Below are 21,042 nucleotides of genomic sequence, written 5' to 3'. Positions count from 1 at the left end.
CCACACCCGACCGGCTCCCCCATCCTCCCGCCGCGAACGCCCGTTGTCCCCGTAACGCCAAAATCGGTAACTCACCCACTACAACGCGTGAATCCCTTGCTTTCAGGACATCTCGCGGCGATCAGGCTTTGAATCATCGGCGATCCGCGACTCTTCGAGCGCGTCGGAGATCCTCTGCGTCAGCTCCCGGACTTCCTCGCCCGACAGGCCGCGCAGATTCGTCGCCGCCAGCTCGATCGTGGCCCCGCCCTCGTTCCGCACCCGGATGCGCACCGCATCGCCATGTCGCCGCAGTCTGAGCCAGGCCAGCAGCGCGGAGGCGAACGCGCCCAAGGCGCCCGATCCGGCCAGGACGACCGCGAGGCCCAGGACATCGGTCATCGGCCCGCCGCCAATCCGACGCAGGCGGCACTGGCCGCCAAGGTGAGCACGAACAACGTCAGGGAGACGTTGGCCACCGTGCCCGGACCCGCCATGGCCACCTGCGTGTACGCGACCGCGTTCCCGATGCAGCACAGGAGCGACGACCCCACCATCATGGCTCTCATGATCTGCCATTCATGGCCGAAGGGCGCGAACACCAGTTCCCCCACCGCCGCGGCGGCCAGCGCGGAAGAGGCGATGAAGAGCTCCCCCTTGGCCAGGATGGACATCCAGCTGAACCGCTGAGGTGACATGACGCCGCGCAAGGCGTCGATCCATATGGGAAGCAGCCCGAAAATCACCCCGAACACCACCCAGAGCGTGAGACGCCCGATGATCTGCCGTGCCCTGGCACGCGTCAGGCCCGCCGGCGGAGTGCGGCCCTGTTCCGGGCTGAGGGGTGCTTCGGACGTGGTCAACGGCTTCTCGCGGAGTGAGGACGTCAATGAGAACCGCTGTGAATGTACAACTTCTCGATGAGGGGTGTCAGGGAGATGACCGCCTGGAGCCCACCTACCGCCGCCCCGCAGCGAGGGGGGACGTCTCCGTGGAAAGCGTCAGGCCCCCTCACCTGTCTCGGTGAGAGGGCCTAACCTGCCAAACTCTTGTTTGACCGCAGCTCCCGCGATAGGACTCGAACCTATAACCTGCCGGTTAACAGCCGGCTGCTCTGCCGTTGAGCTACGCGGGATCGTACGTTCGCCCTGCTGGTCGGGCTTGTTGGGCCCTTCCGTCGTGCGCAGGAATAGATTAGCGCACTCCTGGAGTGCGTGTCGCATCGCAACTGGGGTAGGCCGGGAGACAGCGGAGGTGCAAGATGCGTTATCGGATGACATTTGCGGTCGGTCTGGCTGTCGGTTACGTGCTCGGCAGCCGGGCGGGACGCGAGCGGTACGAACAGATCAAGCGGGCTGCCCAGCGTGTGGCTGACAGCCCGAGGGTCCAGGAAGCCGCCGGGGTGGTCGGCGCGCAGGCGTCGAGGCTGGCCGGGGCGGCCAGGGAGAAGGTGGGCGGGACGCTTCAGGAGAAGATCCCGTTCCTCGGCTCCGACGGCCACCACCGGTCCGGCAGCGGCTGGCCCGAGGAGGAGGATCTCGCGGAACGGAAGTCCCGCGAGACCGGCATTCCCTACTGAGGGCCCGGCCTGAGATCCGGCCTCAAGATCGGCCCCGAGATCCGGCGCGGCACGGACGTGTGATCCCTCACACGCCCATGCTGCGCCGGACGCCTTCCAGGGCCTGTTCGGCCTGCGCGCGCAGGCCCGGGTCCGTCGGATCGAGCCCCTCGTCGAAGACGAGCGTCCAGCCCAGCACCTCGCCGCCCGGCGGGCGCCTGGCCACCAGCCGGACGCCGCCGCGCCCCGGCAGGCTGACCCGCTTGTTGACCACGATGGTGGAGTTCACCCGCTCGCGCACGGTCTCGGGCACCATCCGCGGTTCGGCGACGCGCTCGAAGTGGCGGGCGCCGGTGGTGGTGACGACCCGCAGCCCCTCGTCGTCCCAGGACGCCTTGTCGATCTCCTCGTACGGCACCCGCGTCCCGTCCGACAGGAACAGGGCGAGGTTGGTGGCCACCAGGTGACCGTCGGCGGTCTCGGTGAACGTCAGCACCCGCTCCCCCGGCCGGGTGTCCAGGGATCGGCGCACGTCGGCGGGCAGGCGGCGAAGAATGCTCATATCTCCACGGTATCGGCGAGCAGGTCGAGGGTGAGCGCCGCGCTCCAGGAGAAGTCCCTGCACCCGCGCCCGCTGCCGTCGAACGGGTCGAAGCACTCGCGGAACCCGGCCTGCCGGACGAGCCGCAGGGTGCCGTTGGCGAGCTGCCGGCCGAGCTGGTCGAGCGAGTGGACGGCGGCGGCCCGGCGTAACAGCCAGTTGGTGTTCACCCAGGACGGCCCGCGCCAGTAGCGGGTGCGGTCGAACTGGGCGGCGCGGATCTCGCAGCTCGGCACCGGGTAGCCGGTCGCGCCCATGAACCGGGCCGACTCCAGCACCTCGACGCAGGCGTGCAGGTGGTCGCTGGGCAGGCCGGGATCGAGCAGCGGGCCGAACGCGCCCACCGTGCAGACCTTGATCAGCCGGCCGGAGCGCAGGTCGCGGGGGTAGAAGCAGCCGTCCCAGAGCCGGTCGAGCATGGCCTGCCTGAGCCGTTCGGCCTGTTCGGCGTGGGGTGCGGGGTCGGCCCCGGCCACCGGCGCCAGCTCGGCCAGCGCCTGGCAGGAGGCGAGCCAGATCCCGTTGAACATCGGGTCCTCGACCGCGAACGGGTGCTCGTCGCGCAGGTACTCGGCGCGGTAGCCGGCGTCGCGGTACCGCATGGCCAGCCAGACGTAGCGGTCGTGGTCGCTGTCGGGGTGGCGTTCGGCGAGCTGCACGTTGCGGTAGCCGTAGCCGATGGCGGGCAGCGCGGCCAGCGGCTGGTCCCAGGCGGGGCTGTCGTCCATGCCCGACTCCCAGGGGTGGACGATCGCCGCCAGTCCGGCGCCGCCGAGGTCGCGTGCCGAGGCGAGGTAGTGGTGCTGGGCGACGAGCAGCGGGAACGTGCGCCGGACGAAGGCCACGTCGCCGGTGTGCCGGTAGAGCCACCGCAGCGCCAGCGCCTGCAGCGGCGGGGAGGTGAGCCCGGAGGTGCAGACCCTGGGCGCGGACGCGTGCTCCTGCGAGCGCCAGACCGACGGCCCGGGGAAGTACGCCTCGCGGGTGTGGAAGACGATGTGGGGCACCATGCCGGTCGCCCACTGGCCGCTCAGCAGGCTGAGCAGCTCCTCCCGGGCGCGCTCCGGGCGATGCCTGGCCAGGCCGATGACGACGAACGCGGAGTCCCAGCTCCACTGGTGCGGGTAGAGACCCGGCGCGGGCACGGTGCCGCTGCCCGTCCAGTTCGCCTCGAGCACGGCCAGCGCCTCGCGCCCGAGCGCGGCATCGTCAACCGCCGGCCGCGCCTCCATTCACTCACTATGCCTTGGGAAGCGGGCGGAAGCTACGGCCTCTTGGCCCACTTCGCGACGAACGTGACACCGAGGACGACGGCGCCGATGATGAGAGCCCACTTGAGAAGCGTGAAGACGAAACCCACGAGCGGGCCGACGAGAAGCAGTGCGACGATGATCGCGGCGATGATCAGAAGGATGCGTGCCATGTCTCCACCGTAGGAGATCGTTAAGCCGTTTGCAGGTGACCGAGGGTTGAATCAGGGACAAGTCAGGGTCACCCCTACCCTATGGAACCAACCGGTCAAGACTCCCGTTGAGCCGGTAGGACACGGGGCATCGGGGGCCCTCTTCACGGGGAGCGTGATGAGTCTGGGACCACCCATGAGCAGGGAAGGCGCCGAGTACGCGCTGCGCGCTCGGGCCGACGAACGCGACCGGATCTCCGGCGACCTGCTCGATCTCGAATCCCACACCACGTACCAGTTGCTCAAGGGCGCCACGCTGGACGGGGTGACGGCGCAGCGCTGGGCCGCCGTCCAGGCCGCGCTGACCCGGCTGTGGCTGCTGAACGACGCCTACCGGGCCGTGCTGCGCGACGCCGAGCAGGTCAGGGCCGCGCGCGCGAGACTGGGCGCCGAGCAGCTCGACGAGCTGACCCGGCTGCTGTCGGGCACGTCCGTCGTGCTGCGGGCCGCGGCCAAGCCCGTCGAGCAGCGCTCGCTGCTGCCCGAGGCCGACGAGCGGCTGACCCTCGACGAGACCGTCGCCCGCATGGACGGCGCCTTCCGCGAGGTCACCTCGGCGCTCAACGACATCGACGCCGTGTGGAACGCCGTCCTGCCCCGGCTCGACGACGCCGACCGCGTCCTGCGCGAGATCCGCGACCTGGAGCGGGAGCTGGGCGAGAGCGCCGGCCTGGAGGCGCAGGAGTCGGAGCTGCGGCGGATGCGCGCGGCCCTGCTCGCCGACCCGCTCGGCGCGGGCGTCGGCCCCGACCTCGGCGGGGTCGCCCGCGTGCTGGCCGAGGCCCGCGCGGAGATCGACCAGGCGATCGTGGTCAAGCGCGAGTACGCCAGGCGCCGCGAGGACCTGGTGGCCGCCCTCGACCGGGTACGCGCGGCCGAGAGCGAGGCCAGGCTGGCCCACGGCGCGGTCGTGGTCAAGATCGCCCTGCCGCCGCAGGCCCGCCCGCGCAGCCGGGTCGAGGAGCTGACCGGCGAGCTGGCCGCGCTCGACGCCTCGGCCGACACCTGGGTGGTGCGGGCCAGGCGGCTGGCGAGCGTGGAGAGCGAGGCGGAGAAGGCGGCCGACCGCGCGCGGGCCACCGCCAAGGCCCTGTACGGCCTGGTCGGCAGGCGCGACGAGTTACGCGGCCGGCTCGGCGCCTGCCAGGCCATGGCGGTGCGCAAGGGCATGGCCGAAGACCCCGGCGCCACCGCGTGCTTCGAGCGGGCACGATCCCTGCTGTGGAGCGCTCCCTGCGACCTGACCGAGGCGGCCGCCGCGGTCGACACCTACCAGCGCGCGATACACGGAGGTAAGCCATGACCCGCTGCGCGCAGCCGGGCTGCACCGGCACCATCGAGGACGGCTACTGCGACCTGTGCGGCAACGCGGCGGCCGCGCCGCCCCCGGCGGCGTCCGTCCCCCAGCAGGCGTCGGGCCCGGCGTCGGCCTCGGCCTCGGGCCCGCTCTCGGGGCCGCTCTCGGGGCCGCTCTCGGGGCCGGTGAACACCCAGCCGGTGAGCCGGTCGCTGACCTCGCCGGTGAGCAGCAGCGGCAGGTCGCGGGCCGGGGTGCTGGGCGGCATCGCCGACCTGCCGTCCGTGCCGTACCGGGATCCGGCGACGGCCGTGATGGCCGATCCGCAGGTGCCGGAGGAGAAGCGGTTCTGCGCCAACCCGGCCTGCGGCGAGCCGGTGGGCCGGTCCCGGCAGGGCCGTCCCGGGCTGACGGAGGGGTTCTGCCCGCACTGCCGCACGCCGTACTCCTTCACCCCGAAACTGGCCAAGGACGACATGGTGGCCGGGCAGTACCGGGTGCTCGGCTGCCTGGCGCACGGCGGCCTCGGCTGGATCTACCTGGCCGCCGACGAGGCCCTGGACGGCCGCTGGGTCGTCCTCAAGGGCCTGCTCAACACCAACGACGCCGAGGCGCTGGCGGCGGCCGAGGCCGAGCGCAAGTTCCTCACCACGGTCGACCACCCCAACATCGTCAAGATCCTCAACTTCCAGCTCTCCGGCGGCCTCGGCTACATCGTCATGGAGTACGTCGGCGGCCAGTCGCTGCACGAGCTGCGCCGCCAGGGCCCGCTGCCGCTGCGCGAGGCGCTGATCTACGGCCGGGAGATCCTGCACGCGTTCGGCTACCTGCACGAGAACGGCCTGGTCTACTGCGACCTCAAGCCGGCCAACGTGATCCGGGTCGGCCGGCGGCTCAAGCTGATCGACCTGGGCGCCGTCCAGCCGGTCGGCTCGCCGCCCGGCACGTCCTGGGCGACGGTCGGCTACCACGCGCCCGAGCTGGACACCCATCCCTCGTCCGTGGCCTCCGACCTCTACACCGTGGCCAGGACCCTGGCGGTGCTGACAATCCCGTCCTGGAGCCCGGCCAAGGGCGGCACTGCCAGTCCGCTGCCGCAGGACTGCGGGCACGAGTCGTTCGCCCGGCTGCTGCGCAAGGCCACCGCGCCCGACCCCGCCGACCGGTTCCAGAGCGCGTGGGAGATGGAGGAGCAGCTCGTCGGGGTGCTGCGGGAGATCAGCGCGGCCGAGGAGGGCGTGCCGTTCCCGGCGCCCTCGACCCTGTTCGGGCCCGAGCGCTCGGCCGTGTGGACGGCGCTGTCGGACTCCCGCCAGGAGGTGTTCGGGCCGCTCGACCCGGCCGCGGTCGCGGTCGAGCTGCCGGTGCCGCACGTCGACCCGCTCGACCCGGCGGCGGGCGCGCTGGCGGGCCTGCTCGGGTTCGACGGCAAGGAGCTGTTCGACCAGCTCTCGGCGATGCCGCCGACGCCCGAGACCCGGCTCATGCGCGCCAGGCTGCTGGCCGAGGCGGGCGCCGCCGAGACCCCGGTGGCGCTGTCGGAGCTGGACCAGCAGCTCCCCGGCGACTGGCGGACGACCTGGTACCGCGGGGTGCTCGCGCTGGCCACGCGCCAGACGGACACCGCGGTGACGATGTTCGACGCGTGCGTGTCGGCGCTGCCCGGCGAGCTCGCGCCCAAGCTGGCGCTGGCCTTCGCGCTGGAGTGCGCCGGCAGGCAGTCGGCCCACTGGTACAACGCCGTCTGGCGGACCGACCACTCCTACGTCAGCGCCGCGTTCGGGCTGGCCAGGACGGGCCGCGTCAACGTGCTGGACGAGGTGCCGCCCGCCTCCAGCTACCGGGTCGCGGCGCAGGTGGCCCTGGCCGCCTCGGTGTTCCGCCGGAGCGACCTGAGCACGGTGTCCGCCGCCGACCTGGTGGGCGCGGCCGGACGGCTGGCCAACCTGGCCGACCTCGACCCGCGCCGCCGCGACCTGCTCACCGCCGAGCTGCTGCGCTGCGCGCTGGCCTGGCTGGACAACAACCCCGCGCCGCCCGGGACGAAGCTGGCCGGGGCCGACTTCACCGAACCGGGGCTGCGCAGGCGGCTGGAGTCGATCTACCGGAAGCTCGCGGTGGCGGCCGGCTCCCGCCATGAACGCCACGCGCTCATCGACGAGGCGAACGCCGTACGACCGAGGACGTGGCTGTGACCGAACCCAACCCCCAGAGCTGCCCGATGTGCGCCTCCCCCGTCGTCCAGGGGGACGTCTACTGCGAGCGCTGCGGGCACGCGCTCGGCGCGCCCGTCTGCACCTCCTGCGGCGCGGCCGCGGTGGACGCCGAGGGCTACTGCGAGCGGTGCGGCGCCCGCCAGCCCACCGGCCGCGACCACGCCGAGACCGTCCTGGACGGCGGCGCCGCCGCGGTGACCGACAAGGGCCTGCGACGCGCCCGCAACGAGGACGCCATGGCGCTGCTGACCACCGGCGACGCCGTGATCACGGTGGTGTGCGACGGCGTGGGCAGCTCGCCGCGCGCCGACGAGGCCTCGGCCGCGGCGGTGGAGACCGCGGGCGCCGCCCTGGCCAGGGGCGCCTCCGCGCAGGAGGCGTTCGAGCTGGCCGGGAAGGCCGTGGCCGCGCTGGCGACGTCCGTGGACGACGCCCCCGCCTGCACCTACGTCGCCGCGGTCGCCGCCCCCGGCGGGATCACGCTGAGCTGGGCGGGTGACACGCGGGCGTACTGGCTGCCCGGCGAGGCCCCCGGGCAGGGCGTGCTGCTGACCGAGGACGACGTGGTCCCGACCGGCGAGATCACCGCGTGGCTCGGCGCGGATTCCGGCGAGGTGTCGCTGCATGTGCGCACGCTCGCCCCGGGGGCGCCCGGCCTGCTGCTGGTGTGCAGCGACGGGCTGTGGCGCTACCTGGACGGCTACCGGTTCCCGCAGACGGGAACCCCTCTCGACATGGCCCGCGAGATGCTGCGCCACGCACTGGCCTCCGGCGGCCAGGACAACGTGACGATCGTTCTCATCCCCCTAGGAGAAACGCATGGGTGACCAGCCCACGTTCACGCTGAACATCGACCAGAACAAATACCTGTCCACCGACGCCCGGGAGGTGCACGCGATCCTCACCGTGGCCTCCTCCGGCGGCGGCTTCGCCCAGGCCGCGCCCACCGAGGCGGCCGAGGTCATCATCGTCGACACCTCCGGCTCGATGAGCGGCGGCAAGATCCGCGAGGCCCGGCAGGCCGCGGCGGCGGCCGTGCACGCGCTGCGCGACGGCGTGCACTTCGCGGTGATCGCCGGGACCGAGAAGGCCAAGGTCATCTACCCCGGCGGCAACGCCAACCTGGTCAGGGCCACGCCCGCCACCCGCGCCGAGGCCGAGCGGGCGATCAGCAGGCTGCTCGCGCACGGCGGCACGGCCATCGGCGAGTGGCTGAAGCTGGCCGGGCACCTGCTGAGCGGGTACCCCAACGCGATCAGGCACGCGCTGCTGATGACCGACGGGCAGAACAACGAGCGCCCCGAGGTGTTCGGGGCCGTGCTGCAGGGGTGGAGCGGCAAGTTCGTCTGCGACAGCCTGGGCGTGGGCGACGACTGGGTGCCCGCCGAGCTGCGGAAGGTCGCCGAGGCGATGCTCGGCTCGTTCGAGTTCGTACGGAACCAGAGCGATCTGGCCGAGTTCTTCCGCCGGGTGACGCAGACGTCGATGAGCAAGACCGTGGCGGACCTGTCGCTGCGGGTGTGGGTGCCGCAGACCGCCAAGCTGAAGTTCGTCAAGCAGGTCTCCCCCACGCTGCTCGACCTGACCGGCAAACGCACCGACGTCAACCCGCTGACCGGCGACTACCCGACCGGCTCGTGGGGCCAGGAGGAACGCGAGTACCACCTGTGCGTCGAGGTGCCGCCGGGCCAGATCGGCCAGGAGATCAGGGCCGGCTGGGTGAAGCTGGTGCGCCCCGACACCCAGGACGTCGTGGCCACCGGCAACGTGCTGGCCCAGTGGACCGACGACCTGGCGCAGTCCACGCAGATCAACCGGAAGGTCGCCCACTACACCGGCCAGGCCGAGCTGCACGAGCTCATCCAGGACGGCCTCAGCGCCCGCGCCGCCGGGGACGTGGAGGCCGCGACCGCGCGCCTGGCCAAGGCCAGGGAGCTGGCCGCGGAGTCCGGCCGCGAGGACACCGCCCGGCTGCTGGAGAAGGTCGTGGAGGTCGATCCCGCGACCGGCACGGCCCGCTTGCGCAGGAACGTGGACAAGGCCGACGAGATCGAGCTGGACACCGGCTCCGTCCGCACCAGCCGGCTGCGTAAGGGCGAGGGCTGATGGCGACCTGTCCCCAGGGGCACGCCTCCGGCTCCGACGACTACTGCGACGTCTGCGGCGCGCAGATCGGCGGCGCGCCCGCCGCGTCCCAGCCCCAGCCGTCCGCGGCGGGCGCGGGCGGGGGTGACGACGCCTGCCCGGTCTGCCAGACGCCGCGCGCCGGGCAGTTCTGCGAGGTGTGCGGGCACGACTTCACCGGCGGCGGGGGCGGCGTCCCGCTCCCGGTGCGGGGAGCGCGGTGGGAGGCGGTCGCCGCCGCCGACCGCGCGTACTACGAGAAGGTGGTCGCCGAGGGCGGTCCCGACGCGGCGCGCATGGCCTTCCCGCCGTACTGTCCCGAGCGCTCGTTCGGGCTGGTCGGCGAGCAGGTGCGCATCGGACGGCGCAGCCGGGCCAGGAACCTGGCGCCGGAGATCGACCTGACCGGCCCGCCCGAGGACCCGGGGGTGTCGCACCTGCACGCCGTGCTGCTGGCCCAGCCCGACGGCACCTGGACGCTGGTGGACCCGGGGTCGGCCAACGGCACCCAGGTCAACGGCAGGACCCTGGAGATCAACACGCCCGTCCGGGTCGGTCCCGGCGACCGGATCCACCTGGGCGCCTGGACCGTCATCACCATCAGGGAGGGCACACCGTGACCCTGGTGCAGAACCCGGGCGCCGTCGTCCCGGCGGGCGCCCCCGCCCCCCTGCCGCGCCGCAGCGTGCCCGGCCGCATCCGCGTCATCTCCGGCGTCACCGTGGCGGCGCTCGCGCTGCTGTTCGCGGCGCTCGGGGTGGGCAGCCTGACCGCCGGCGACGGGCTGCAGGTCATCGGCCGCGACGCCGGGCCGCAGGTCGTCGCCACCGCCGGGCTCTACCTGGCGCTCAGCGACATGGACGCCCAGGTCGCCAACTCGCTGGTCATGGGCGACCAGTACGGCCAGCAGCGCCGCGAGGCCGTCGACCGGTACGAGCGGCGGCGCACGGAGGCCAACCAGGCGCTGCTGAAGGCGTTCGAGCTGGCCGGCGACAACGCCGCCGAGCGGCGGACCGTGCAGTCGGTGCTCGACGGCCTCGGCCGCTACGAACGGCTCGCCGGGCAGGCGCTGCTGCTGAACGAGCAGGCCCGGCACGCGCCCGGCGCGCCGCCGGACGACGTCGTGGGCACCTACCGGCAGGCCACCGACCTGATGCGGCTGGTACTGCTGCCGCAGGCCTACAACCTGACCCTGGAGAGCGGCACGATCGTCCGCCGCACCTACGACGACAACAACGCCATGGTCCCGCTGCTGCGCTCGGCGGTGCTGCTGGCCGGGCTGCTCGCGCTGGGCTGCCTGATCTGGCTCCAGATCTTCCTGGCCCGGCGGTTCCGCCGGGTGTTCGGCCCGGCGCTGCTGGTCGCCACGCTGGCCACCGTGGTCTCGCTGATCCTCGGCGTGAACGTGCTCGGCCAGGACCAGACGGACCTGCGCACGGCCAAGACACAGGGCTTCGACTCGGTCCTGACGCTGGCCAAGGCCCGCGCGATCAGCAACAGCGCGCAGGGCGACCAGAGCCGCTACCTGCTGGACAAGGACCGCGCCGACACCTACGAGCACACGTTCCTGGACAAGTCGCAGTCGGTCGTCTACTTCGAGTCGGGCAACCTCACCCAGTACCACGCGAAGGTGGCCGCCGACGCCGGGGCGGCCCGCGGCATGCTGGGGCCCGAGCTGACCGGCCCCGAGGGCATCCGCGTGCTGGACGCGTACCGGGCCTTCCAGCAGGCCGACACCTCCTTCCGCGCGCTGGCGCTGGAGGGCAGGACCGCCGAGGCGGTGACCGCCAAGCTCGGGCCGGTCACCGCCGCCTTCGACGCCTACGACCAGGCCCTGGTGGCCCTGGCCGAACGGCACGAGCGCACCTTCGACCGGGCCATCGACGCCGGCGAGAACGCGCTGGACAGCCTGTGGCGGCTGCTGCCGTTCGCGATCGCCGGGATCGGGCTGCTGATGATCGCCGGGGTGTGGCCGAGACTCAAGGAGTACCGTTGAAGCGGGCACTGGTAGCGGCCCTGGCCCTGACCGCGGTGGCCGCCGCGGCCTGCGGGACCGGCGGCCGGGAGTCGATCGTCGACAAGGACTCCCTCGTCATCGCCGTCCGTTCCGACCTGCCGTCGGTGGGATTCCGCAAGCCGGACGGCACCTTCGAGGGCTTCGACGTCGACGTCGCGCGTTACCTGGCCAAGCGGCTGGGCAAGGACTTCAAGCTGATCCCCGTGCTGGCCGGCGACCGGGAGAAGGTGCTGGTCCAGGGGCGGGCCGACATGGTGGTGGCGACGTACACGATCAGCATGGACCGCAAGGCGAAGGTGCTGTTCGCGGGGCCGTACCACATCTCCTACCAGGACATCCTGACGCGGCCGGACGACAAGGTGAACAACGTCCGGGAGCTGAAGGGCCGCCGGATCTGCGCGGTGGAGGGCTCGAACGCCGCCGAGCGGGTCGTGGAGGAACGCAGCGTGGCGGCCAAGCTGGTGCCGTTCAAGGACTACGCGACGTGCCTGAGCGCGCTGAAGAACCGGCAGGTGGACGCGGTCACCACCAACGACGTCATCCTGGCCGGCCTGGCCAACCAGGACGGCTCGGGGCTGCGGCTGGCCAACGCCCAGTTCAACGAGCAGCGCAGCGGGGTGGGCCTGCACAAGGACGACGTGCCGGGCTGCGAGGCGGTGAACCGGGCGATCACCGACATGTACCAGGACGGCACCGCGAGCAGGCTGCTGCACAAGTGGTTCAGCAAGGCGGGCCTGAACCTGGCCAACATCGCCGTGCCGCAGTTCGAGGGCTGCTCCTGAGCCCGCCGCCCGGCATGCGGACGGGCCCGGCACGCTCGCCGGGCCCGCCCTCGGGGTCGAAGGGTCAGTCCAGGTAGTCCCTGAGCATCTGCGCGCGCGTCGGGTGGCGGAGCTTGGCCAGGGTCTTCGACTCGATCTGCCGGATGCGCTCGCGCGTCACGCCGAACTCCCTGCCCACCTCCTCCAGCGTGCGCGGATGCCCGTCGGCCAGGCCGAAGCGGAGCTGGATGATGCGCTGCTCGCGGTCGGACAGCGTGGCCAGGATGTCGTCGAGCTGGTCCTGCAGCATGATGAAGGCGGCGGCCTCCATGGGCACGACGGCGTCGGCGTCCTCGATGAAGTCACCGAGGTCGGAGTCCTCCTCGCCGATCGGCGACTGCAGGGACACCGGCTCCTGGGCGATGCGCTGGATCTCCACCACGCGGTCGACCGGGAGGTCCATCTCCTTGGCGATCTCCTCGGGGATGGGCTCGCGGCCGAGGTCCTGGTGGAGCTGACGCTGCACTCTGACGAGCTTGTTGATGGTCTCCACCATGTGCACCGGAATGCGGATGGTGCGCGCCTGGTCGGCGATCGCCCGGGTGATCGCCTGCCTGATCCACCAGGTGGCGTAGGTGGAGAACTTGTAGCCCTTCGTGTAGTCGAACTTCTCGACCGCCCGGATGAGCCCGAGGTTGCCTTCCTGGATCAGGTCGAGGAACAGCATGCCGCGGCCCACGTACCGCTTGGCGATCGACACCACGAGCCTGAGGTTGGCCTCGATCAGCCGCTGCTTGGCCCTGGTGCCCTGCCAGACGAGCTCCCTGAACTCCGGGAAGGCCAGACGCGAGACCCCGTTGGCCAGCTTGTCCTCGGCGAACAGGCCGGCTTCGATCGACTTGGCGAGCTCCACCTCCTCCTCGGCGGTCAGCAGGGGGACGCGGCCGATCTCCCGCAGATAGATACGGACGAGATCGCTGGTCGGCGCCCGCTTGCCTACGTCCTCCTCATCGGCGCGGGTGGACTCCTCGTCGCCCTGGGGCTCGAGGACCTCCACGCCGTTCTCTGCGAGCATCCGCACGACGCGTTCCAGCGCGTCGGACGGCAGCTCGGATCGGTCAAGCGCGGCGGCGACGTCATCGACGGTTACGCTTCCGCGCTCCCTTCCCTTCGCGACGAGGTCCGCCACCTGATCTACCGATGGCGGCCCGCTTGGCAGCACCGATGCACCCACGGGAGACAGTCTGCAGTATTGGTTCCATCAAATGGCAGACCCATTTTTGTTGCGGAAGGTAAGACGATCAGCATTACCGAATTGAGATCGAGTAAAGGTTTGGCCCGAGTTTGATCAGGAAAGAAAAGTCAATTACGCGGTCTGGAATCCCACGTCCGGCGACGTCCGCCGGCCGGACGTATCTCTTTCGCTGCCCGGAAGACGCCGGAGACGCCCCGTCACGGCGGCGCGGACCGGCCGGGATTCCCCGGACACCTCCCGGTTCCCCGGCCGTCCCCGCTGCCGAACTGTTATCAAATGCCCCGGCGGTCAGCTTCCCGCGGCGCGGTCGCGCAGCACCCGGCGCTGCTGCTCCAGCGCCACCAGCTCGCCGAACAGCCTGTTGTACTCCTGCTGCTCCTCCACCGGGTTGAGGCGCTGCATGCGGGACTTGGCCTGGGCGATGGCCCGGTCGACCGCGATCGCCTCGATGGCCGCCAGCATGGCCCCCGAGTAACGCTCCTCGGCGTGCGCGTCGGCCTGGACGGGCTCCACCGCGAACCGCGTCACCAGCGCCCTGGTGGCCTCGTCGTGGGCGTGCTCCAGCAGCCGGTCGACCCACTCGCGGCCGCCGTGACCGGCCGAGCCGGCGCCTCCGGCGGCCTGGATGACCTTGTGCAGCGCGACGTGGTCGGGCGCGGTGAACGCCTGCGGGTCGAGGGCGTCGAAGCGCGGACCGAGCAGCGCCGGCCGCTGGACGGCCAGCTTGAGCAGCTCGCCCTCCACCCGCACGCTCGGATCGACGGGAGCCGCCTTGGGGGCGCGCTGGGGGCGGCCCTGCTGGGTGTTGGCCACCTCGCCGATGCGCTGCATGACGAAGCGCTCGTCCATGAACCCGAGCCAGCGGTCGAGGTCGATGGCGTAGCGCTTGCGCAGGCCGACGTCCTTGATCCCGGCCACGATGGGCGCCGCCGCGTCGAGGGCGGCGATCTTGCCCTCGTTGCTGCGCAGGTCGTAGCGGGAGATGGTGCTCCTGATGGCGAACTGGAACAGCGGCTCGCGGCTCGCGATGAGGTCGCGCACCGCCGCGTCGCCCTGCTTGATCCGCAGGTCGCACGGGTCGAGGCCGTCGCTCTGCACCGCGACGTAGGTCTGCGTGACGAACTTCTGCTCGTCGGCGAAGGCCCGCAGCGCCGCCTTCTGGCCGGCCGCGTCGCCGTCGAAGGTGAAGATGACCTCGCCGCGGAACTCGGCCTGGTCGAGCAGGAACCGGCGCAGGATCTTGATGTGCTCCTCGCCGAACGACGTGCCGCAGGTGGCCACCGCGGTCGGAACTCCGGCCAGATGGCAGGCCATCACGTCGGTGTATCCCTCGACGATCACCGCCTGGGCGCGCTTGCTGATCTCTCGTTTGGCGAGATCAATGCCATAAAGGACCTGGCTCTTCTTGTAAAGCGGCGAGTCAGGCGTATTCAGATATTTCGGACCATCGTCGGAATCGAGCAACTTGCGCGCGCCGAATCCGATCACGTCGCCCGTGGCGTCCCTGATCGGCCAGATCAGCCGCCCCCTGAACCGGTCGATCGGCCCCCGCCTGCCCTCCTTGGCCAGGCCGCCCTTGACCAGCTCGTCGGCGGTGAACCCGCGCCCCATCAGGTGGCGCGCCAGCGCCTCCCACTCGTTCGGCGCGTAGCCGACGCCGAACGTCTCGGCGTCGGCGCGCTCGAACCCGCGCTCGGACAGGAACCGCCGCCCCGGGGCCGCGTCGGGCCCGAACAGCTTCTCGGCGTAGAACTCGGCGGCCACCCGGTGGGCCTCGATCAGCCGGGCCCGCTCGCCGTGGTCGCGCTTGGGGACGTAGCCGCCCTGCTCGTACTGGAGCTGGATGCCGGCCCGCTGGGCCAGCCGCTCGACCGCCTCACCGAACGGCAGATGCTCGATCTTCTCGACGAACGTGATCACGTCGCCGCCTTCTGAGCACCCGAAGCAGAAGTACATTCCGCGCTCGGGGGTGACGTTGAAGGACGGGCTCTTCTCGTCGTGGAAGGGGCACAGGCCCTTGAGGTTGCCCCCTCCGGCATTGCGCAACTGGATGTGCTCGCCGATCACGTCGGCGATGGGGGAGCGCTCGCGTACGAGCGCGATGTCGACATCACGGATCCGGCCAGCCACGCCGGTGAGTCTATTCCGCCCGACCGACGGTTCCGCCCCTCGCGGGGTGTGCCGCGGCCGGTGAACGGCGTGGCACGGCCGGTCGACGGCCGGGGAAGACGCGCGTCACCTCTGGGTTGCTAAAGCGGGAAACTGGTGATGCGGAGTCCCGTGGTCGGCTACAAAGGTGAGGGTTGTCGGTGGAAACGGTGACACGGGTGAGGAAGACTATGCATTCCGGGCATATCGTACGGTGGGCGGTTGTGGCCGGCGCCGTGCTGCTCACCGGCGCCTGCGCCCAGGCGACCGGGGTGGCGGGCGTCAGCGCCCAGTCGCCCTCCACGGCCCCGCCCACGAGCACGTCCGCGAGCGCGTCCACGGGCACGCCCACCCCGGCGGTCACCGCCACCATCCCCTCGCCCGGCCCGTCCGGCCAGGAGGGCGAGCAGCAGGCCGAGCGGCCGCCCAAGGGGGACGACCCGGTCAAGGTGCCGCCGCCCAAGCTGTCGAAGTTCACCTACACCTTCCCGGTCAAGGGCTGCGGCACGACCTACCAGCGCAGCCTGCTGGTGCTGCCCAAGACGACGATCTGGGCCCCGCAGGGCTGCTCGTTCGTCGCGCCGGTGGACGGCGTCGTGGACGAGGTCAACGTCAAGAACCGGTGGGCGCCCTCGACCGACAAGGGCGCCGACCGCGAGGGCCGGTTCGTCACGATCATCGGCGACGACGGCGTGCGCTACCTCGGCGGCCACCTCGACTCCGTCGCCGACGGCGTGCGGCCGGGCGTGCGGGTCAAGGCCGGGCAGCTGCTCGGCCGGGTGGGCAGGTCGGGCAACGCCCGCGACGCCGGCTCCAACCTCTACTTCGCGATCTCCTGGAAGACCGGCCCGGCCTACTGGTGGGTGCGGCGCGGCATGGTCGAGCCGTGGGACTACCTCGACGCCTGGCGCTCCGGCAACCGCACGCTCTCCCCCCGCAAGGAGACGCTGGCGCTGCGCGGCAGGCTCGGCGAGACGCCGCGCTGCGCGGTCCAGTGCACGTCGAAGAAGGTGCCGCAGGCCACCAAGCAGCCCAGGAAGCCGCGCAAGACCGCCGAGCCCAAGGACGACAACCCGATCACGGCGAACCCGTCGTCAACTCCTTTCGGTCAATGACGGCGCCCGCCCTGATCAGCTGCTGGATCTCCGGCACGGCGTCGCGGGTGTTGACGCTCATGCCGGCGACCACCCGGCCCTCGCGCAGCCAGAAGGCGACGAAGCGCAGGTCCTCCACCGACCCCCGGCAGACGATCTCGTCGTGGCCGCCGGTGTCGCCGGTGAACTCCATGCTCAGGTCGTACTGGTCGGTGAACAGGTAGGGGATGTCGTCGTGGACGACGTCCTGGCCGAGCATGGCGCGGGCGGCGGCCGGACCGCCCTTGAGCGCGCCCGACCGGTGCTCGACGCGGACGTGCCGGCCGTACAGGGGGTGGAAGGGCTCGGCGGCGTCGCCGGCGGCGTACACGTCGGGGTGCGAGGTGCGCAGGGAGGCGTCGGTGCGGATGCCCTGCCGGATCTCCAGGCCCGCGTCGCGGGCCAGCTCCACCTCGGGCGCGACGCCGATGCCGGCCACCACGAGGTCGGCCGTCAGCCGCTCCCCCGTGCTGAGCCGCACGCCGGTGCCGGTGACCTCGGCGACGGCGGTGCCGAAGCGCAGGTCCACGCCGTGGCGGGCGTGCAGGCGGGCGAACACCGCGCCCAGCTCGGGGCCGAGCGCCCGGTTGAGCGCGGTGGGCTCGGGCTCGACGACGGTGACCGGGCAGCCCGCCGCGCGGGCCGCCGCCGCGCTCTCCAGCCCGATCCAGGACGCCCCGACCACGATGACGCTGCCGCCCTCGGCGAAGCGCCGCCTGAGCGCCTCGCAGTCCTCGACGGTACGCAGGTAGTAGGCGGGGCCGGGCAGGCGTCTCGGCGTCGCCCCGGTCGCGATCAGCAGCTTGTCGTAGGCCCGCCGGGACCCGTTGGCGAACCTGACGACGTGGTTGCGGGGCTCGATGCGGGTGACGGGCAGGCCGAGCCGCAGCTCCACGTCGTTGTCGGCGTACCAGCCGGGGGCGTGGACGTAGATCTTCTCCCGGTCGCCGCCGCCCCGCAGGTACTCCTTGGACAGGGGCGGCCGTTCGTACGGGCGTTCGCTCTCCGCGCCGGCGAGCACCACCTCGCCGGCGAAGCCCTCCTCGCGCAACGTCTGCGCGGCCTTGGCTCCCGCAAGGCCCGCGCCGACGATGACATATGTGGCCATGCGCGCAGTATCCGCCGACGAGGCAGGTCCGCAAAGCCGCTCGTGGGGGCGGTTTCACCGGCCCCGGCGGCTGGCCGTCACTTCGACAGGCGCCGGTGCCAGGCCACGGCCGAGGTGTCGGTGAGCGAGGCGATCTGGTCGATCACGACGCGCACCCGGGCGGGGTCGTCGGGGGCGTCCAGGAAGGCGGGGCGGAAGGCGGGTTCGAGGGTGGCGGGGGCGCCGAGCGTGATCAGCGAGGCCAGCTCGGTGATCAGCTCGCGCTGCCTGGCCTGGTTGGCGTGGTGGCCCTCGGTGGTCATCACGTAGTGGGCGGTGACGCCCTTGAGCAGGGCGCACTCCAGCAGCGTGGCGCGCGGCACGACGAGGTCGGCGCGGTGGCGGGCGCCGTGGACCTCCAGGGTGGCGGTCTGGGCCGAGCGGCAGAACCGGCCGATCAGGCCGCTGGTGAGCGCCTTGAGGCCGGCCAGGTCGGCGAGCGTGGCCTCGAAGCGGCGCGGCCACAGCGGGTCGGCGATCAGCTTGGCGAAGACCTCCTCCAGCTCGTTGAGGTCGGCGCCGGGCGCGTACCAGGTGCGGGTGATGCGGGCCACCGCGCCGCGCTCCACGGGCGACTGGAGCGCCTCGGGGGTGACGTGGCCGGAGTGGAGCGCGTCCTCCAGGTCGTGGACGGAGTAGGCGACGTCGTCGGCCCAGTCCATGATCTGGGCCTCGAAGCTCACGCGGCCCTCGGGGGCGCCGTCCCTGATCCACTCGAAGACCGGCAGGTCGTCGTGGTAGACGCCGAACTTCGGGGACTTCTCGCACGTCCAGGGGTATTTGACGGAGGCGTCGAGCGCGGCCCTGGTGAGGTTGAGGCCGGCGCTGCGGCCGTCTTCGGTGAGGACCTTGGCCTCCAGCCTGGTGAGCAGGCGCAGGCTCTGGGCGTTGCCCTCGAAGCCGCCGCACGAGGTGGCCAGCGCGTTGAGCGCCACCTCGCCGTTGTGCCCGAACGGCGGATGGCCGAGGTCGTGGGCCAGGCAGGCGGTCTCGACCAGGTCGGGGTCGACGCCGAGCGTGGCGCCCATCTCCCTGCCGACCTGGGCGCATTCGAGCGAGTGGGTCAGCCGGGTGCGCGGGATGTGCTGGCCGCCGCCGAGCGTCTCGCCGGGGCCCACGACCTGCGTCTTGGCCGCCAGCCTGCGCAGCGCGGCGCTGTGCAGGACGCGGGCGCGGTCGCGTTCGAACGCGGCGCGGCCGGGGTTGCCGGGTGGTTCCGGGACCCATCGTTCCTGGTCGTGCTCGTCGTAGTACGACATTGGTGCAGTGATTTTATCCAGTTTCCTGTCTCCGCTAGTGTCGAGCCTCGCGAGAACCCCTTCCCCGGGAGCCCTCCCCCATGACGACAGCGTTCCGAGCGGTGCTGGCCTTCAGTCTGCTCGCCGGCTTCTACGTGCTGGTCGGCGTCATCCTGGTGGCCGCCGTGTTCTTCGACGTCCTGCTGCTGGTGGACTTCCACACCGCGGCGCTGAAGGTCGCGATCTTGCTCACGCTGGCGGCGGGCGCGCTGGTGCGGGCGCTGTTCATGGTCGGCAGGAACCAGGGGGGCGAGCTGCCGGGGGTTCCGGTGGGGCGCGAGCACGAGCCCGCGCTCTGGCAGGCGGTGGAGGACCTGGCCCGGCGGGTGCGCACCGCGCCGCCCGACGAGATCCGGCTCGTCCCCGAGGTGAACGCGGCGGTCTCGGAGGACACCCGGTTCCTGGGGCTGCGCGCCACGCGGCGGCGGATGTTCATCGGGCTGCCGCTGCTCCAGACGCTCACCGTCGACGAGATGCGCGCCGTGCTCGGGCACGAGCTGGGCCACTACAGCGGCGCGCACACCCGGCTCGGCGCGCCCGTCTACCGGGGGCGGGTGTCGCTGATCGCGACCGTGCAGGGGCTGGGCAACCATCCGATCATTCAACGGCTCTTCGCCTGGTACGCCAAGCTCTACCTGCGGGTCTCGCAGGCCGTGTCGCGCCGCCAGGAGCTGGAGGCCGACGAGTTCGCGGTGGCGATCGGCGGGCGCCAGGCCATGTCGGGCGCGCTCCGCAAGATCCACGACACCTCCCTGGGCTGGGACCTGTACGCCGGCGACTACCTGTCGCTGACCGGCGTGGGCGGCACCCGGCCCGCCTCGGTGTTCGGCGGCTTCCACGCGCTGATGAACGACCCCGACCGGCAGGCCGAGATCGCGCGGCTGGGCGAGCGGCCCGAGGAGGTCTCGCCGTACGACTCCCATCCCGGCCTGGCCGACCGGCTGGCGGCCATCGCGGTGCTGCCCGAGCCCGAGCACGTCCCTGACCCGCGTCCGGCGCTGACGCTGCTGCGCGATCCCGGCGTCGCGGCCGAGGCGGTCGAGCGGTCGATGTGGACGCCGGAGGCGCTGGCCGCGCTGCGCCCGGTGCCGTGGGACGAGCTGGTGGCCCAGGGCATGTACGCCGCGCGCAACGCCGAGGCCCTGCACGACCTGGCGGTGGCGGGTCAGCGGGTGATGGGGGCGGCGCGGCCCTACCTCGACGCGGCCTTCGAGGCGATCGCCAGGGGCCGCCAGGCCGAGCTGGCCGAGCGGCTGCGCGAGCTGGGCTGGAAGCCGTCGGAGACGCTGCTCGCCGGGGTGCTGGGCCAGGCGCTGGAGGCGGTGCTGATCCAGCTCGGCGAGGCCAGGTGGACGCTGTCGTGGTCGGGCCCCGCCCGGCTGCTGTTCGAGGACGGCGAGGAGGTGGCCCTGGCCGAGTACGCGGCCCGGGTCGCGGGCGATCCGGAGGCCGTGGCCGGGCTGCGGCAGTGGCTGGGCGACCACGGGATGCGGCACGACTACGTGCCGGCCGAGGAGCCCGCGCCCCGCTAGCCCGCCGCGGGCTGCCCGGCGCCCGGCCGGCGGACCATGAGGACGTCCACCTGGTCCGCGCCCTCGACGGTGAAACCGTGCCGCTCGTAGAGCCGCTGGGCGGCGCTGCCCCGCAGGACGACCAGGCGCACGGTCGCGCGCTCGGCGTCGGCGCGGTCCAGCAGCGCCCGCAGGACGGCCGTGCCGAGCCCGCGTCCCTGGACGGCGGGGGCGAGGTAGAAGTGCTCCAGCAGGCGGCCGTCCTCGGCGGGACGCAGGGTGACGCAGCCGGCGAAGGCGCCGCCGGCCAGGATGACGGAGGTGTGCCCGGGAGCGAAGGAGTCGCGGAAGCGCTGCCGTACCCGGTGCTCGTCGAAGCGGCCCAGCCGTTCCAGGTCGGGGCGCATCACCGTGGCCCGCAGCTCGGCGATGGCCTCCACGTCGCCCGGCACGGCGGTCCGCAGCTCCCATTCCATGGCGGAAAGTATCCCAAAAGCCGCTTTTCGCGTGATCTCCGGGGTCCATGGACAGGACG

At 72.2% G+C, this 21,042-nt stretch carries 20 protein-coding genes and 1 tRNA gene; 10 read left to right on the top strand and 11 right to left on the bottom strand.

What is annotated here, in order from left to right:
* Nucleotides 1-102 precede the first annotated feature (102 nt).
* The 3 genes from ACIBQ8_RS14400 to ACIBQ8_RS14390 all read right to left on the bottom strand — a co-directional run bounded on the left by ACIBQ8_RS14400 (nucleotide 103) and on the right by ACIBQ8_RS14390 (nucleotide 1,114).
* Entirely contained in the window at nucleotides 103-381 is a 279-nt protein-coding gene (locus ACIBQ8_RS14400) for a hypothetical protein (protein ID WP_397192106.1), read from the bottom strand.
* Nucleotides 378-842: a hypothetical protein gene (locus ACIBQ8_RS14395; RefSeq protein WP_352352548.1), complete on the bottom strand. Its 465-nt coding sequence runs from the start codon at nucleotides 840-842 to the stop codon at nucleotides 378-380. Before ACIBQ8_RS14395 ends, ACIBQ8_RS14400 begins: the two co-directional genes overlap by 4 nt.
* Nucleotides 843-1,042: 200 nt before the next feature.
* A tRNA-Asn gene (locus ACIBQ8_RS14390) sits at nucleotides 1,043-1,114 on the bottom strand.
* A gap of 126 nt (nucleotides 1,115-1,240) precedes the next feature.
* Between ACIBQ8_RS14390 and ACIBQ8_RS14385 the strand changes: the two genes are divergently transcribed.
* Nucleotides 1,241-1,558, top strand: a complete 318-nt coding sequence (locus tag ACIBQ8_RS14385) for a YtxH domain-containing protein (protein WP_352318894.1) — start codon at nucleotides 1,241-1,243, stop codon at nucleotides 1,556-1,558.
* Nucleotides 1,559-1,625: 67 nt separating this feature from the next.
* Here ACIBQ8_RS14385 and ACIBQ8_RS14380 read toward each other — a convergent pair whose 3' ends face one another.
* The 3 genes from ACIBQ8_RS14380 to ACIBQ8_RS14370 are packed head-to-tail and all read right to left on the bottom strand — an operon-like array spanning nucleotide 1,626 to nucleotide 3,561.
* Complete coding sequence (locus tag ACIBQ8_RS14380; RefSeq protein WP_397175690.1) at nucleotides 1,626-2,099, bottom strand: hypothetical protein; 474 nt, start codon at nucleotides 2,097-2,099, stop codon at nucleotides 1,626-1,628.
* Nucleotides 2,096-3,370, bottom strand: coding sequence for an amylo-alpha-1,6-glucosidase (locus ACIBQ8_RS14375; RefSeq protein ID WP_397175688.1), 1,275 nt, complete (start codon nucleotides 3,368-3,370; stop codon nucleotides 2,096-2,098). The genes ACIBQ8_RS14380 and ACIBQ8_RS14375 overlap by 4 nt, the downstream gene beginning before the upstream one ends.
* 32 nt (nucleotides 3,371-3,402) lie before the next feature.
* Nucleotides 3,403-3,561, bottom strand: a complete 159-nt coding sequence (locus ACIBQ8_RS14370) for a hypothetical protein (RefSeq protein ID WP_352318900.1) — start codon at nucleotides 3,559-3,561, stop codon at nucleotides 3,403-3,405.
* Nucleotides 3,562-3,736: 175 nt separating this feature from the next.
* On the opposite strand from ACIBQ8_RS14370, the gene ACIBQ8_RS14365 reads away from it, so the two are divergent.
* The 7 genes from ACIBQ8_RS14365 to ACIBQ8_RS14335 are packed head-to-tail and all read left to right on the top strand — an operon-like array spanning nucleotide 3,737 to nucleotide 12,036.
* Nucleotides 3,737-4,903, top strand: a complete 1,167-nt coding sequence (locus ACIBQ8_RS14365; protein ID WP_397192105.1) for a hypothetical protein — start codon at nucleotides 3,737-3,739, stop codon at nucleotides 4,901-4,903.
* Nucleotides 4,900-7,092 carry a tetratricopeptide repeat protein gene (locus ACIBQ8_RS14360; RefSeq protein ID WP_397175684.1) on the top strand — a complete coding sequence of 731 codons (2,193 nt, stop codon included), beginning with the start codon at nucleotides 4,900-4,902 and terminating at the stop codon, nucleotides 7,090-7,092. The genes ACIBQ8_RS14365 and ACIBQ8_RS14360 overlap by 4 nt, the downstream gene beginning before the upstream one ends.
* Complete coding sequence (locus ACIBQ8_RS14355; RefSeq protein WP_397175682.1) at nucleotides 7,089-7,940, top strand: PP2C family serine/threonine-protein phosphatase; 852 nt, start codon at nucleotides 7,089-7,091, stop codon at nucleotides 7,938-7,940. Before ACIBQ8_RS14360 ends, ACIBQ8_RS14355 begins: the two co-directional genes overlap by 4 nt.
* Entirely contained in the window at nucleotides 7,933-9,219 is a 1,287-nt protein-coding gene (locus ACIBQ8_RS14350; RefSeq protein ID WP_397192104.1) for a VWA domain-containing protein, read from the top strand. Before ACIBQ8_RS14355 ends, ACIBQ8_RS14350 begins: the two co-directional genes overlap by 8 nt.
* Nucleotides 9,219-9,857: an FHA domain-containing protein gene (locus ACIBQ8_RS14345; protein ID WP_397175679.1), complete on the top strand. Its 639-nt coding sequence runs from the start codon at nucleotides 9,219-9,221 to the stop codon at nucleotides 9,855-9,857. The genes ACIBQ8_RS14350 and ACIBQ8_RS14345 overlap by 1 nt, the downstream gene beginning before the upstream one ends.
* On the top strand, nucleotides 9,854-11,233 hold the full coding sequence (locus ACIBQ8_RS14340) for a hypothetical protein (protein ID WP_397192103.1): 1,380 nt from the start codon (nucleotides 9,854-9,856) through the stop codon (nucleotides 11,231-11,233). The genes ACIBQ8_RS14345 and ACIBQ8_RS14340 overlap by 4 nt, the downstream gene beginning before the upstream one ends.
* Nucleotides 11,230-12,036, top strand: a complete 807-nt coding sequence (locus ACIBQ8_RS14335; RefSeq protein WP_397175676.1) for a transporter substrate-binding domain-containing protein — start codon at nucleotides 11,230-11,232, stop codon at nucleotides 12,034-12,036. The genes ACIBQ8_RS14340 and ACIBQ8_RS14335 overlap by 4 nt, the downstream gene beginning before the upstream one ends.
* 64 nt (nucleotides 12,037-12,100) lie before the next feature.
* Here ACIBQ8_RS14335 and rpoD read toward each other — a convergent pair whose 3' ends face one another.
* Complete coding sequence (rpoD, locus tag ACIBQ8_RS14330) at nucleotides 12,101-13,204, bottom strand: RNA polymerase sigma factor RpoD (protein ID WP_241563834.1); 1,104 nt, start codon at nucleotides 13,202-13,204, stop codon at nucleotides 12,101-12,103.
* Nucleotides 13,205-13,558: 354 nt separating this feature from the next.
* Nucleotides 13,559-15,400: a DNA primase gene (dnaG, locus tag ACIBQ8_RS14325; protein WP_397192102.1), complete on the bottom strand. Its 1,842-nt coding sequence runs from the start codon at nucleotides 15,398-15,400 to the stop codon at nucleotides 13,559-13,561.
* 242 nt (nucleotides 15,401-15,642) lie between these two features.
* On the opposite strand from dnaG, the gene ACIBQ8_RS14320 reads away from it, so the two are divergent.
* Entirely contained in the window at nucleotides 15,643-16,533 is an 891-nt protein-coding gene (locus ACIBQ8_RS14320) for a M23 family metallopeptidase (RefSeq protein ID WP_397192101.1), read from the top strand.
* Here ACIBQ8_RS14320 and ACIBQ8_RS14315 read toward each other — a convergent pair.
* Together ACIBQ8_RS14315 and ACIBQ8_RS14310 are read right to left on the bottom strand one after the other, a co-directional pair.
* The gene (locus tag ACIBQ8_RS14315) at nucleotides 16,496-17,659 is read right to left on the bottom strand and encodes an NAD(P)/FAD-dependent oxidoreductase (RefSeq protein ID WP_397192100.1); all 1,164 of its coding nucleotides are present in this window, start codon (nucleotides 17,657-17,659) and stop codon (nucleotides 16,496-16,498) included. The two genes, ACIBQ8_RS14320 and ACIBQ8_RS14315, sit on opposite strands and share 38 nt — an antisense overlap.
* A 77-nt stretch (nucleotides 17,660-17,736) precedes the next feature.
* The gene (locus tag ACIBQ8_RS14310; RefSeq protein WP_397175669.1) at nucleotides 17,737-18,957 is read right to left on the bottom strand and encodes a deoxyguanosinetriphosphate triphosphohydrolase; all 1,221 of its coding nucleotides are present in this window, start codon (nucleotides 18,955-18,957) and stop codon (nucleotides 17,737-17,739) included.
* A gap of 80 nt (nucleotides 18,958-19,037) precedes the next feature.
* Here ACIBQ8_RS14310 and ACIBQ8_RS14305 point away from each other — a divergent pair, with 80 nt between their 5' ends.
* The gene (locus ACIBQ8_RS14305; RefSeq protein WP_397192099.1) at nucleotides 19,038-20,528 is read left to right on the top strand and encodes a M48 family metalloprotease; all 1,491 of its coding nucleotides are present in this window, start codon (nucleotides 19,038-19,040) and stop codon (nucleotides 20,526-20,528) included.
* Here ACIBQ8_RS14305 and ACIBQ8_RS14300 read toward each other — a convergent pair.
* Nucleotides 20,525-20,983, bottom strand: a complete 459-nt coding sequence (locus ACIBQ8_RS14300; RefSeq protein WP_397175665.1) for a GNAT family N-acetyltransferase — start codon at nucleotides 20,981-20,983, stop codon at nucleotides 20,525-20,527. The genes ACIBQ8_RS14305 and ACIBQ8_RS14300 overlap by 4 nt on opposite strands.
* Nucleotides 20,984-21,042 lie beyond the last annotated feature (59 nt).

This window comes from Nonomuraea sp. NPDC049646 (assembly GCF_044465525.1).
In the GTDB taxonomy this organism is placed as follows: domain Bacteria; phylum Actinomycetota; class Actinomycetes; order Streptosporangiales; family Streptosporangiaceae; genus Nonomuraea.
The sequence above is the reverse complement of the archived record's forward strand: the minus strand, read 5'-3'. Positions and strand labels throughout refer to the sequence as shown.

Excerpts from the sequence above, each read along its gene's own strand:
- ACIBQ8_RS14305 (WP_397192099.1), top strand. The coding sequence starts at position 19,038 with ATGACGACAGCGTTCCGAGCGGTGCTGGCCTTCAGTCTGCTCGCCGGC.
- ACIBQ8_RS14365 (WP_397192105.1), top strand. The coding sequence starts at position 3,737 with ATGAGCAGGGAAGGCGCCGAGTACGCGCTGCGCGCTCGGGCCGACGAA.
- ACIBQ8_RS14345 (WP_397175679.1), top strand. The coding sequence starts at position 9,219 with ATGGCGACCTGTCCCCAGGGGCACGCCTCCGGCTCCGACGACTACTGC.
- ACIBQ8_RS14375 (WP_397175688.1), bottom strand. The coding sequence starts at position 3,370 with ATGGAGGCGCGGCCGGCGGTTGACGATGCCGCGCTCGGGCGCGAGGCG.
- ACIBQ8_RS14350 (WP_397192104.1), top strand. The coding sequence starts at position 7,933 with ATGGGTGACCAGCCCACGTTCACGCTGAACATCGACCAGAACAAATAC.
- ACIBQ8_RS14380 (WP_397175690.1), bottom strand. The coding sequence starts at position 2,099 with ATGAGCATTCTTCGCCGCCTGCCCGCCGACGTGCGCCGATCCCTGGAC.
- ACIBQ8_RS14310 (WP_397175669.1), bottom strand. The coding sequence starts at position 18,957 with ATGTCGTACTACGACGAGCACGACCAGGAACGATGGGTCCCGGAACCA.
- ACIBQ8_RS14300 (WP_397175665.1), bottom strand. The coding sequence starts at position 20,983 with ATGGAATGGGAGCTGCGGACCGCCGTGCCGGGCGACGTGGAGGCCATC.
- ACIBQ8_RS14360 (WP_397175684.1), top strand. The coding sequence starts at position 4,900 with ATGACCCGCTGCGCGCAGCCGGGCTGCACCGGCACCATCGAGGACGGC.
- ACIBQ8_RS14315 (WP_397192100.1), bottom strand. The coding sequence starts at position 17,659 with ATGGCCACATATGTCATCGTCGGCGCGGGCCTTGCGGGAGCCAAGGCC.
- ACIBQ8_RS14370 (WP_352318900.1), bottom strand. The coding sequence starts at position 3,561 with ATGGCACGCATCCTTCTGATCATCGCCGCGATCATCGTCGCACTGCTT.
- ACIBQ8_RS14385 (WP_352318894.1), top strand. The coding sequence starts at position 1,241 with ATGCGTTATCGGATGACATTTGCGGTCGGTCTGGCTGTCGGTTACGTG.
- ACIBQ8_RS14400 (WP_397192106.1), bottom strand. The coding sequence starts at position 381 with ATGACCGATGTCCTGGGCCTCGCGGTCGTCCTGGCCGGATCGGGCGCC.